Source organism: Kitasatospora sp. NBC_01539, from assembly GCF_045040525.1.
In the GTDB taxonomy this organism is placed as follows: domain Bacteria; phylum Actinomycetota; class Actinomycetes; order Streptomycetales; family Streptomycetaceae; genus Kitasatospora.
In genome coordinates this window covers 310,471-322,098 of record NZ_CP109390.1, presented here as the reverse complement: position 1 = coordinate 322,098, position 11,628 = coordinate 310,471, and the positions used below count along the sequence as shown (strand labels likewise).

At 74.4% G+C, this 11,628-nt stretch carries 8 protein-coding genes; 5 read left to right on the top strand and 3 right to left on the bottom strand.

The window, feature by feature from the left end; translation table 11 throughout:
* Positions 1-7 precede the first annotated feature (7 nt).
* On the bottom strand, positions 8-331 hold the full coding sequence (locus OG335_RS01335; RefSeq protein WP_405009083.1) for an acyl carrier protein: 324 nt from the start codon (positions 329-331) through the stop codon (positions 8-10).
* A 721-nt stretch (positions 332-1,052) separates the two neighbouring features.
* Between OG335_RS01335 and OG335_RS01330 the strand changes: the two genes are divergently transcribed.
* The 3 genes from OG335_RS01330 to OG335_RS01320 all read left to right on the top strand — a co-directional run bounded on the left by OG335_RS01330 (position 1,053) and on the right by OG335_RS01320 (position 7,029).
* A complete protein-coding gene (locus tag OG335_RS01330; protein ID WP_405009082.1) occupies positions 1,053-2,063 on the top strand; it encodes a hypothetical protein in 1,011 nt (336 codons plus the stop codon).
* A 92-nt stretch (positions 2,064-2,155) separates the two neighbouring features.
* Entirely contained in the window at positions 2,156-4,015 is a 1,860-nt protein-coding gene (locus OG335_RS01325) for an HSP90 family protein (protein WP_405009081.1), read from the top strand.
* Complete coding sequence (locus OG335_RS01320) at positions 4,015-7,029, top strand: hypothetical protein (RefSeq protein WP_405009080.1); 3,015 nt, start codon at positions 4,015-4,017, stop codon at positions 7,027-7,029. Before OG335_RS01325 ends, OG335_RS01320 begins: the two co-directional genes overlap by 1 nt.
* A gap of 179 nt (positions 7,030-7,208) precedes the next feature.
* Here the strand turns inward: OG335_RS01320 and OG335_RS01315 are convergent, their stop codons facing one another.
* Positions 7,209-8,198: an ornithine cyclodeaminase family protein gene (locus OG335_RS01315; protein ID WP_405009079.1), complete on the bottom strand. Its 990-nt coding sequence runs from the start codon at positions 8,196-8,198 to the stop codon at positions 7,209-7,211.
* A gap of 254 nt (positions 8,199-8,452) precedes the next feature.
* On the opposite strand from OG335_RS01315, the gene OG335_RS01310 reads away from it, so the two are divergent.
* On the top strand, positions 8,453-10,075 hold the full coding sequence (locus OG335_RS01310) for an MFS transporter (protein WP_405009078.1): 1,623 nt from the start codon (positions 8,453-8,455) through the stop codon (positions 10,073-10,075).
* Positions 10,076-10,466: 391 nt separating this feature from the next.
* Positions 10,467-10,715, top strand: a complete 249-nt coding sequence (locus OG335_RS01305; protein ID WP_405009077.1) for a hypothetical protein — start codon at positions 10,467-10,469, stop codon at positions 10,713-10,715.
* A gap of 406 nt (positions 10,716-11,121) precedes the next feature.
* Here OG335_RS01305 and OG335_RS01300 read toward each other — a convergent pair whose 3' ends face one another.
* The gene (locus OG335_RS01300; protein ID WP_405009076.1) at positions 11,122-11,625 is read right to left on the bottom strand and encodes a hypothetical protein; all 504 of its coding nucleotides are present in this window, start codon (positions 11,623-11,625) and stop codon (positions 11,122-11,124) included.
* Positions 11,626-11,628: the final 3 nt, after the last annotated feature.

Sequence of the window (11,628 nt, the reverse complement as noted above, 5' to 3'; positions counted from 1 at the left end):
GGCGGGGTTACACCTCCTCGGCCAGGAGGGCGCGGATCTCGTCGTCGCTCAGGCCGTCCAACTCAGCTGCCAGTGCGTCGAGTTCTTCCTGACTGACGCCCTCCGTCAGCAACTGCTCGACCGCTGCCGCGGCCCCGGCGACGGTGAAGCCCTCGGTGAACAGCCGGTCCAGCGGCAGCTCGACGCCGTACGCGTCGTGCACGCCGGCGAGGAAGTGCACCAGCGCCAGCGAGGTGCCGCCCGCGTCGAAGAAGTCGGTGTGGGGGGTGGCCGGCGCCGCTCCGACGGACTCCGCCCAGATGCGGGCGACGCCCTCCTCGGTGGCGCTCACCGTCTCGCTCCCGGCGACGCGTCTGCGGAGGTGGCGGCGCTGCCGCGGGCGGGCAAGGCGTGCATGGCTGTTCTCCCTGTGCAGGTACGGCGGCACGGCCACTTCGCGGCGCGGGACGTGCAGGGCAGCGTCGGGCGCCGGCTGGGCCGGGCGGTGAGGGTGGGTGCGCCGGGGTCGGTGGTCGGCGCGCGCGGGTGGAGCCCGCCAGCTGTGGGAGCGCTCCCACGTAGTAGTGGACCGCCGCTCCCGTCCCATCGGGCGACGCCATTTCAGCAGTGGGTCCGGACGGTGTCAATGGATCGGGGGCAGCGCCTTCCGGCCGCACCACCTGCACGGTTAGTCATGCCCATGGCGGTCAGCGGCGGACGGCTCCCCCGCAGAGGCCCGTCCGGGCGCGGCCTCCGCCGCCGCCCGACTCCGACCGCGCCCGGTTCCGACCCGCCCCCGGCGCTCCCCGCGGGACGGCGTCGCGGCCTTCCCGCACGCCGCCGCCGGACTCGCCGAGCACCACACCGGCCCGCCGATCGGCCGAAGCGCCGTCCGCCGGGCCCGCCGCCGCGGGCCCGGGCACCGGGCGGACCACCGCGGGCGCCCCCAGCAGCGGCGTTCGGCACACGAACACCCGGGGGCGGCTCGGGCCCCGCCCCGCCCTCCGTGATATGTACTGCGTTCGAACGGCCGTTGAAAGGCCGGCTGACGTACCGACACCCTGGGGGCCCGCATGCCGCTCTTCCGCCGCCGCGACGACAGCGAGACCGCGAACGGCCCCGCCGGCCTGCGCGGACTCCTCCGCGGCCGGTCCGCCCCCGACACGACGGCGGCCGACCCGGCGTGCGGCGACGCGGAACTCTCCGCCCTCCGCACCGCCGCCGCGGCCGGCGACTGGGCGACCCTGCGGGGCGGGCTGACGGGCGTCCACGACTCCGCCGACCTCACCTGGATGCTCGCCGTCGTCTCCGAGACCCCCGGAGTCGAGGCGTGGATACCCGCCGCCGTCGCCGCCGAGCCGGACTCCGCCCTGCCGCTGCTCCTCTCCGGCGCCCGGCAGATCGCCTGGGCCTGGGAGGCCCGCACCAGCGCCCGGGCCAAGTACGTCTCCGAGGAGCAGTGGAAGACCTTCCACGAGCGGCTGGAGACCGCCGAGGCCCAGCTGTACGAGGTGGCCGAGCGGGAACCGCAGTGGCTCGCCCCCTGGTACTTCCTGCAGATCAGCGCCCGCGGCGCCTCGCTCGGCGCCGACATCGGCCGGTACCGCTTCGAGGCCGCGCTGCGGCGCCGCCCGGACCACCTGGGCTCGCACCGGCAGCGGCTCCAGCAGGTGTGCGCCAAGTGGGGCGGCTCGCACGAGGAGATGCACGACTTCGCCCGGACGGCGATGCTCTCCGCCCCCGAGGGCAGCCCGCTGGGCGAACTCGTCGCCCTCGCCCACCTGGAGCACTGGCTCGACCTCGACCCGGGCGACGACCGGGCGTACATCCTCCGCCAGGACGTCCGCGACGAACTGCACGAGGCCGCCGACCGCTCGATCCGCCACCCCGCCTACGCGCGGCCGCGCGGCTGGAAGTCCGCCCTCAACACCTTCGCGATGGTGTTCCACCTCTCCGGGCAGCCGAGGGCCGCCGACCTGCTCTTCCGTGAACTCGGCGGCACCGTCACCGAGTCGCCGTGGAACTACCTCGACAACGACCCGGTGAAGGCGTACCGCGCAGCCCGCCGCGCCTGCGCGCGCTGACCCGCGCACCCTTCGGCGCCTCGTCCCCGGCCCCGTACCCTCCGGCCCCGCACCTTCCGGCCCCGCACCCCTCCGTCGCGAAAGAACCCACGGTGTCCGAAACCGAGCGCGCCCCGAGCGCCCACACCTTCCAGGTCGACCTGCGCGGCCTCGTCGACCTCCTCTCCCACCACCTCTACTCCAGCCCCCGCGTCTACCTGCGCGAACTCCTGCAGAACGCGGTCGACGCGATCTCCGGCCGCCACGCCCTCGACCCCGGCGCGCCCGCCGCCATCACCGTCCACGCCGACGACGGACTCACCGTCACCGACACCGGCGTGGGCCTCACCGAGGCCGACGTCCACACCTTCCTCGCCACCATCGGCCGCAGCTCCAAGCGCGACGCCGACGGCGGCCTCGACGGCACCGGACTCGCCGCCGCCCGCGGCGACTTCATCGGGCAGTTCGGCATCGGACTGCTCGCCTGCTTCGTCGTCGCCGACGAGATCACCGTCGTCACCCGCTCCGCGGCCGCCGCCGACGCGCCCGTCATCGAGTGGCGCGGCCGCTCCGACGGCAGCTACACCATCACGACCCTGCCGTCCGCCGCGAAGCCCGAGCCCGGCACCACCGTGCGGCTGACACCCCGCGCCGACGCCGCCGAGTGGACGGCCCCCGGCCGCGTGCTCGAACTCGCCCGCAACTACGGCAGCATGCTCCGCCACGAGGTCACCGTCGTCGACCCGCGCGGCACCCGCACCCGCATCAACGCCACCCCGCCGTGGGCCGAACGGCACGCCTCTCCGCAGGCCCGCCGCGACGCCTTCACCGCGCACTGCCGCCGGGCGTTCGACTTCACCCCGCTGGACAGCATCGAGCTCGACCTCCCGCTGGTCGGCCTGCGCGGTGTCGCGTACGTCCTGCCGGACGCCGCCCCGCCGTCCCGCCGCGCCGGGCACCGCGTGCACCTCAAGGGCATGCTGCTCTCCGAACAGGCCGACGAACTCCTCCCCGACTGGGCGTTCTTCGTGCGCTGCGTCGTCGACACGGACGGCCTGCGGCCCACCGCCTCACGCGAGGGCCTGTACGCCGACGAGACCCTCGCCGCCGTGCGCGACGCCCTCGGCGCCCGCGTCCGCGACTGGCTCACCGGCCTCTCCGCCAGCGACCCCGCCCTGCTCCACCGCTTCCTCGGCGTGCACCACCTCGCGGTGAAGGCCCTCGCCCGCTACGACGACGAACTGCTGCGCATGCTGCTCCCGTGGCTGCCGTTCGAGACCACCGACGGCAACGTCACCCTCGACGAGTTCGCCCGCTCCCACCCCGTGATCCTCGTCGCCCGCACGGTGGAGGAGTTCCGCCAGGTCGCCCCGATCGCGGGCGCCGCCGGCCTCGGCGTCGTCAACGGCGGCTACACCTACGACCGCGACCTCGTCCACCGCCTGCCCGAGATCCGCCCGGGCAGCTCCGTCGCCGACCTCGACCCCGGCACCGTCACCGCCCACCTCGACAGCGTCGACCCCGCCGCCGAACTCGCCGCCGCCGCCTTCCTCACCGTCGCCCGCGAGGTCGTCGGCCGGTTCGACTGCGACGTGGCCCTCCGCAGCTTCCACCCCACCAGCGCCCCCGCCCTGCTGCTCGACAACCGGGAGGCCCGCCACGAGCGCACCCGGGCCCGGCTCGCCGACGAGGCCGACGGCCTCTGGGCCGACATCCTCGGCTCGCTGCGTTCCGAGGTGCCGCGCGCACAGCTCGTCCTCAACCACCTCAACCCGCTGGTGCGGCGCGCCGCGTCCATCACCCACCGGGAGCTGGTCGTGACCGCCGTCGAGGCGCTCTACGGCCAGGCCGTGCTGCTCACCCGCCGCCCGCTGCGCGCGGCCGAGAGCGCCCTGCTCAACCGGTCGTTCATCAGCCTGCTCGACCACGCCATGCTCGGCCACGAGCCGGACGCCCCGCGGAAGGACGTGTAATGCTCGACACCAAGGAAGCCGTCCAGCAGGCCCTGCGGGACAACGACGCCCGCCCCTACGGCCGGACACGGACCGTCACCGCCGAGGAACTCGTCGACACGGCAGAGCAGTTCGACGACCCGGAGCTGTCCGCGTCGGCGCTGCTGGAGCTGATGGAGGCCTACGAGTACGACGGCGAGCCCCGCAAGGCGCCCGTCGTCTTCGCCCGCGTGCTCAGGCTCTGGGACACCCACCCCGAGGCGTTCGGCGACTGGGCACGCCTGCAGGTTTACTGGCGCTTCAAGTGGGTCGCCTCCGCGCTCCTCAGCACCCCCGACGTGCCCCTCGACGCGCTGCACCGCTGGCACACCGAGATGCGCGACCGGTACGTCGCCGCCGAGTTCGACCTGCAGCCGTACTACGCGCAGCGCCACCACCTCGCCGCGCACACCGGCCTCGGCACCGACGACGCCTTCGACCTGTGGGCGACCCGCCCGCGCAGCCGCCTCAGCGACTGCACGGCCTGCGAGATCCGCGCCACCGCCCTGCACCACCTCCGCGCCGGCGACGACGCCCGGGCCCTGGCCGTCTGGCAGCCCGTCCTCGACGGCAACAGCTCGTGCAGCGAGGAGCCGTACACCAGCCACGCCCACGCGCTGCTGCCGATGCTGCGCCAGGGCCGCACCGACGAGGCGCGCTCCGCCCACCTCACCGGCTACCGCTGGGCCCGCGGCAAGAGCAGCACCGCCACCCAGATCGGCCTCCACCTGGAGTTCTGCGCGCTCTCCGGCAACGAGCCGCGCGGCCTGGAGATCCTCGCCGAGAACCGCGACCTCTTCGACGGGCAGGGCGACCTGCTGGGCCGCCTGCAGTTCCTGACCGGCGTGCAGGTGCTCGCCGCCCGGCTCGGCGAACTCGGCCACGGCGCCCTCGCCGTCGGCGGCCCGCCCGGCGCCACCTGGACGGCCGACACCCTGCTCGCGCACGTCGCCGCCGAGGCCGACGCCCTGGCCGCGCGCTTCGACGCCCGCAACGGCAGCGACACCGTCGGCGCGGGCCGCCGCGAACGCCTCGCCCGGCAGCCGCTGCTCGCCGAGCCCCTCGCACTCGGCGTCCGCGCCGCCGCCGTCCCGGCCGCGGCCGACGCCGCACCCGCCGTGCCCGGCCACCCGGCCCCCACGCTCGGCACGGCCCGCCGCACACCCGCGGAGCCCGTACCGGAGGACTTCACCGCCCTCGTCGAGCGGGCCCGCGAACTCGCCCGGCAGACCCACCCCGACGCCACGGCACTGTGGCGGCGGATCGCCGAGCGGACGGCCGCCGGAGACCACACCGCCGAGGCCGGCAGCGAGCGCCTGCTCCGCGCCGAACTCGCCGAACGCGAAGCCGTGGACGCACCGGACGACGCCGACGTGCCGACCGTGCAGGCAGCCCTGCGCACCGCCGCCGAACTCTTCGACGCCGAAGGGCTGCCCGGGCGGGCCCTCGGCGCCCGGGTCCGCGCCGACGTCTCCCCCCTCGGCCACCGCGGCACGGAGAGCCGCGAGGTCGCGGCGGACTGGGCGCTGCTGGACGCGCACCTGCAGCAGGCCGACGACCTGCTGGCCGCCGGCCTGCTGGAGCCCGACGACCACCTGACCCTCCGGCAGGCCCGCGCCTTCGCCGCCCACCACGACGCGCTGGCCGCACAGCCCGACACCGGCACCCCGGCCGGGGGCGACGCGCCCGCCCCGGCCACCGACGGGCCGGAGGCCGCAGCCGCGGCCGCGCGGTTCGAGGACGCCGCCCGGCGGTTCGACACCGAGGTCGCCGCCTACCGTGAGGCCGCCGAAGGCCACGGCCACCTCCACCGGGTCGCCGCCGCCCTCCAGTTCAGCGGAGACCTGGCCGCCCGCCGCGGCCGGTTCGAGCAGGCCGAGGCCGACCTCCTGCGCGCCCTCGACCTGGTGGACGCCGCCGACCGCCCCTGGCGCGCCCCGCGCGTCCTCGGACTCCTCGGCCAGGTCAAGGCCGTCCAGGGCAAACACGCCGACGCGGTGCCGCTGCTGCACCGTGCCCTGGCCGAGAGCGTCCGGTGGGCCGACGACTTGTTCCCCGCCGCGACCACGTACATGATGCTCGGCCACGTGTCCGTCCACACCGGCGACCACGGTGGCGCCGTCCGGGCCCTGTCCGAGGCCGCCGCCCGCTTCGACCGGGCCGGCGAGACCGTGGACGCGGCCGGCGCCCGGCTCGAACTCGCCGACGTGCTCGACCGGACCGGACAGCCGGCGGACGCCGTCGCGGTGCTGGAGTCGGTGCTCGGCGCCGGTGCCGGGGCGGACCTCCCCGTGCGGCTCGCCGCCCAGGCCCGGCTGAACCTCGCCCGCGGCCTCGCCGGCCTGGGCGAACACCGCGAGGCGGCCGAGGAGTTCCTCCGGCTCGCCGAGATCACGGCCCAGTGGGAGGACGACCCGGACACCCACACGATGGTCGCCTGCGAGGCGACCGTCGCCCTCGCCGAGGCCGGCATCTGGGAGGCCGCCCACGCCGCCCGCCTCCGCACCCTCGCCGCGCACGACCGGGCACCCCGGCCCGACCAGGTCGCCGCGATGCTCCGCGAGATCGCCCGGCTCACCATGGAGGCCGAAGGCCCCGACGGGCTCGACGCGGCCCTGGAACGCCTCGCGGAGGCCGACGGCCTCCGCGAGCGCGCCGAGGCCGCGGGCGACCCGGTCACCTCCTGGTACCTGACCGGCGCCGCCCACTACGAGCGGGCCCGGGCCTACGCCGTCGCCGACCGGCACGAGGAGTCGCTCACCTGGGCCGAACGCGCGATCACCGCCTACGAGGCGGGCGGCCCGGAGGGCGAACGCCCCCGCGCCGAGGTCGTCCGGGTTGCCGCCCTCGTCGAGGGCAGCACGCTCGGCCGCACCGCCGACGCGCAGGCACGGCTCACCGCCGCGATCCGGCGCTGCTCCGGGCGGCCCGACCTCACCGACGTCGTCGGGATCCTCACCGCCGTGCACGACCGCCTGGCCGCCCGCGCGGACTGACCCCGGCACCCGCCTGCCGTCCGCCCTGCCGGTCCGCCCGGGCGGGCCGGCGGGCCGGGGCGTCCGGCAGCGCGGCGGCGTCCCCGGCCGGACGAGTCCGGAGCGGTAGGCGGCGGCGAGGAGCCGGACGCGGGCGTCGCGCTCGCTCACGGCCCGTCCGGGCGCCCGGCACGGGCAGGTCATCCGAGCGTGATCCGTTCGCCGACGCCCCGCTCGCGGGCGGCACCGACCACGAGTGCCGCGGCCGCGGCGTCCTGGACGGACACGCCGACCGACTTGTAGAGGGTGATCTGCTCCGCGGACGAGCGCCCGGGCCGGGTGCCCGCGACGAGTTCGCCGAGCTCGGCGTGGACGTGCCCGGCGGAGACCACGCCTGCGCGGATCGGAGCCAGCAGGTCGTTGCTGCCCGCAGGGAAGGGCGCGAGCGCGGCCTGCCGGGATTCGACGCACACCAGTGCCTCCGCCACCGTCGCGTCGTCGACCTCGCGCCCGGCCGGGTTGAACCCGACCGACGTGACGTGCACCCCGGGTGCCAGCCACGAGCGGCGGACCACGGGTTCGACGGCGTGGGTGGCCGCCGCGGCGATGTCCGCACCGTCGAGTGCCTCGGCGTACGTGGCCACCGCCCGGACCTCGGCCTCCAGCGAGGCGGCGAGCTCCCCGGCGAGGGTGGCGGCCTTCGCCTGATCCCGTCCCGCCACCCGGATCTGCCGGATCGGTCGGACCCGGCACATCGCACGGGCGTGGGACCGGGCCTGCACGCCGGTGCCGAGCACCGCCAGCACCGTCGCGTCCGGGCGGGCCAGCAGCCGGGCCGACAGTGCGGAGCAGGCCGCGGTCCGCGCCGCCGTGATCGCCGCACCGTCCAGCAGCGCCGCGGGCTCACCGGTCCGCGGATCGAACACCACGATCACGGCCTGATGGGTCGGCAGCGGCGTGCCGGCGTTGCGGGGGAAGAGCGAGACCAGTTTGGCCATCAGCATCCCCACCGACGGCACGTAGCCCGGCATGGCGGCCAGGAGGCCGTCCTGCTCGGGCACCGTCGCGGCCACCCGGTCCGGTGCCGACGCGCGGCCCGCGCTCAGATCCGCCATCGCCGCCGCGAGGGCGTCGATCAACGTGTCCGTGTCGAGCAGCGCCTCGACCTGCGAGCGCCCGATGACGAGCATGTGCCCCGACCTCCCGGTGTCCGGCGTTCCCGCCGACGGCCGGCGGCGGACAACCGCCGGTCACAGGGTCGCCCGCGGCCGCCCGCCCGGGGCGCCGACACGCCCTGTGGCCGGTGTGGCACGTTCCGGCCCGCCCGGCGCGATCCGTCGGGCAGGCCGCCCCGTGGTGTCGGCCGTCAGCGCCGGGAGCCGAACGGGTGACCCCCGGGGCGGGTCGGGCACCCGCCGCGCAGCGCCGTTGGGACGATGCGGCCATGGCATCCAGAACGGGCACTCCTGCCGGGGCCGGGGCCGCGGCTGCCGGCCTGGTGCTGGCGACCCTCGCCGCCGGCCAGTTCCTGATGGCACTCGACAGCTCGGTCATGAACGTCGCGATCGCGACGGTCGCCGACGACGTCGGCACGACCGTCACCGGCATCCAGGGCGCGATCACCGCGTACACGCTCGTCATGGCGATGTTCATGATCCCCGGCGGCAAGGTCGGCGTGCTGATCGGCCGCCGGCGCGCCTTCATGATCGGCTGCGCCGTGTACGGCTGCGGCTCCCTGACGACGGCCCTCGCACCGAACCTGCCCGTGCTCCTCCTCGGCTGGTCCTTCCTGGAGGGCGTCGGGGCGGCCCTCATCCTGCCCGCCATCGTCGCGCTGGTCGCTGGCAACTTCCCCGCGGAACGCCGACCCGCCGCGTACGGGCTGGTCGCGGCCGCGGGCGCCGTGGCGATCGCGCTCGGCCCGCTCATCGGCGGCATCGCGACCACGTACTTCTCCTGGCGCTGGGTGTTCGCCGGCGAGGTCCTGGTGGTCGTCGCGATCCTGCTGGTCGCCCGCCGCATCGCCGACGCACCCACCGGTGGCCGCTCCCGACTCGACCTCGTCGGGGCGGCGCTCTCCGCGCTGGGCCTCGGCATCTTCGTCTACGGCGTGCTCCGCTCCGCGGAGTGGGGCTGGTTCGTCCCCAAGGCGGACGCCCCGTCGTGGCTGGGCGTCTCGCTCGTCGTCTGGCTCATGCTGGCCGGTCTGCTGCTCGTCTGGCTCTTCCTCCGCTGGGAGGCCCGGGTGGTCCGCGGCGGCCGCGAACCGCTGGTCGACCCCGGCCTCCTGCACAACCGGCAGCTCACCGGCGGCCTGACGATGTTCTTCTTCCAGTACCTCGTGCAGATGGGGGTGTTCTTCGTCGTCCCGCTGTACCTGTCGGTCGCGCTCGGCCTCTCCGCCCTCGCCACGGGCGTGCGCATCCTGCCGCTCTCGCTGACCCTGCTCGCCGCCGCGGTGCTGATCCCGCGCCTGCTGCCGCACGTCTCGCCGCGGCGGGTGGTGCGGTGCGGCGTCATCGCGCTGCTCGCGGGCGCCGTCGTGCTGCTCGCCGCGCTCGACGCGGACGCGGGCGCCGAGATCACCACCGTGCCGCTGCTCCTCATCGGGCTCGGCATGGGGGCCCTGGCCTCGCAGCTCGGAGCGGTCACCGTCTCCGCGGTGCCGGACGAGCAGAGCGCGGAGGTCGGCGGGGTGCAGAACGCCGTCACCAACCTCGGAGCCTCCATCGGCACGGCACTCGCCGGCTCGCTCATGATCGCCGCACTGACGACCTCCTTCCTGACCGGCATCGGCGAGAGCCCGGACATCCCGGCGCAGGTCACGGACAAGGCGACGGTCCAGCTGGCGAGCGGTGTGCCGTTCCTGTCGGACGCCCAGCTCACCGCCGCACTCGACGACGCCGGGGTCCCGCCGGAGGTCTCCGCGGCCGCGCTCGACGCCAACGCCGCGGCCCGCCTGGACGGCCTGCGGGCCGCGCTGGCGATCCTCGCGCTGGCCGCGACCGTCGCACTGTTCTTCACCGGACGCATCCCCACCACCCAGCCCGGCTCGACAGCTTCCTGACGGCCCGCCGTGCGCCGTGGCTCCGGCCCGGAGGCACGTCGGGCGAGGCCGGGTGCGACGGTCGGCACGGCCGCGGACATCCTCCGCCGGGCGAGGGAATGCCTGGCATGGTCGTACGACCCGGTGCGCTCACGCGGGGACCGCGGCGCGGAGCAGGTGCGCGAGCCGCTGGGCGAAGCGGCGGATCCTGTGGCCAGGGCCGTTGCACATTCCTGTGATCTTGTAATCGCGCTGGTCAGAGATGCCCAGCAGGTCGAGCGGGCGGATGAAGGGCTCGTAGGAGGCCTGCCGGATACCGGCGGCGATGTTGCGATGCCCGGGCGCGGAGGGTGTTGATCGCGAGGCTTCGCAGGTCGCTATGTTCTCCGGGCCGTGGCCGGTCAGTATCTTTGTGTGGGTACCCCAGGCCGGAGGCCGGGAGAGCGTCCTCAGCGAAGGCGGTGTCGCGGCCGAAGTGGAGCCGGTTCTTCGATGTCCCACCGCAACCCCCAAGCCCCTGCGCTACCGCATCCTGCATGTCCCGGCCCGGCTCGTACGCGGCCAGCGCAGACGCCGCCTGAAGATCCCCTCGACCTGGCCCTGGGCCGACGCCATCGTGCGGGCCTTCACCCGCATCCAGGCCCTGGCCCGACCCACCTGACCAGCGCATCTGGCCCCGCCGAACAGTGAGAGGAGGCCGACCCGCAGTCCACCGGGCCCGTGGAACCCGGTGTCACTGGCACGGCAGCCGACGCGCAGCCCTACCCGACACCGCCCCCGGGAACGGACCAACGCGACATCACGGGCACGAGATCAACCGGCCGCTGCCGTGAAACAACGAGGCCTGGCCGTCAGGACGCCCAGCGGCCCCGCTGAAGATTCTTCAGCGGGGCCGCTGGGCGTGAAATCTAGTTTCGCCGAAATTGCGGCTGTGAGCTCGTATAAATCATCCGGATGGTCGAATTTTCGCGCAATTCCAGAATCTCTTTAGTTGGTTGCGAATGCGCCGATCGAAGAAACTCTTAGAACTTTGCCAGCGCCTGACCATCGGAGGCGTGGCCCGTTTCCTATTCGTAAAATCCCATGCCGATGATATTTGCGTACTGTTGGCGAATAAACGTACCCGCCTCCTGAATTTCAGGATCCGAGCTCGCCATCGCGTCAGATGCGACACCAGCCAAAGCCTCGGCTGACTCAAGGGAGGCCAAAATCGAAGCAAGCTGCAGGTAGTCCTCGACATCAGGTCTAGGCAGGTATTCAGCTGCACGACGAATCACCTCGGGAAGGACTTCACCTCGAGGGCCTGCTGCCAGAACCTCGCGGGCCTCGCGCTCCCATCTTCCACTGACCGCAAACCCGAAAATCTGCGGAACGAACTGCGAGACGTCTCGAGTGAACAACCTCAGGAAGTTCAAGGCTGCACCTTGATCCCATACGCTCGCCTCCACTCTCAGTGCAGCAGTCAGCATCTCGATTCGCGTGCTCGAGTTATTTACAGCAGCCCGCAACTTTGCCGCACTTTGCTCCATCGAGACCAAGGACTCCCACAGGGCTGTATCGCCAGTGGTCATATA

Coding starts and splice junctions, on each gene's coding strand:
- OG335_RS01320 (WP_405009080.1), top strand. CDS start 4,015: ATGCTCGACACCAAGGAAGCCGTCCAGCAGGCCCTGCGGGACAACGAC.
- OG335_RS01315 (WP_405009079.1), bottom strand. CDS start 8,198: ATGCTCGTCATCGGGCGCTCGCAGGTCGAGGCGCTGCTCGACACGGAC.
- OG335_RS01330 (WP_405009082.1), top strand. CDS start 1,053: ATGCCGCTCTTCCGCCGCCGCGACGACAGCGAGACCGCGAACGGCCCC.
- OG335_RS01300 (WP_405009076.1), bottom strand. CDS start 11,625: ATGACCACTGGCGATACAGCCCTGTGGGAGTCCTTGGTCTCGATGGAG.
- OG335_RS01310 (WP_405009078.1), top strand. CDS start 8,453: ATGGCATCCAGAACGGGCACTCCTGCCGGGGCCGGGGCCGCGGCTGCC.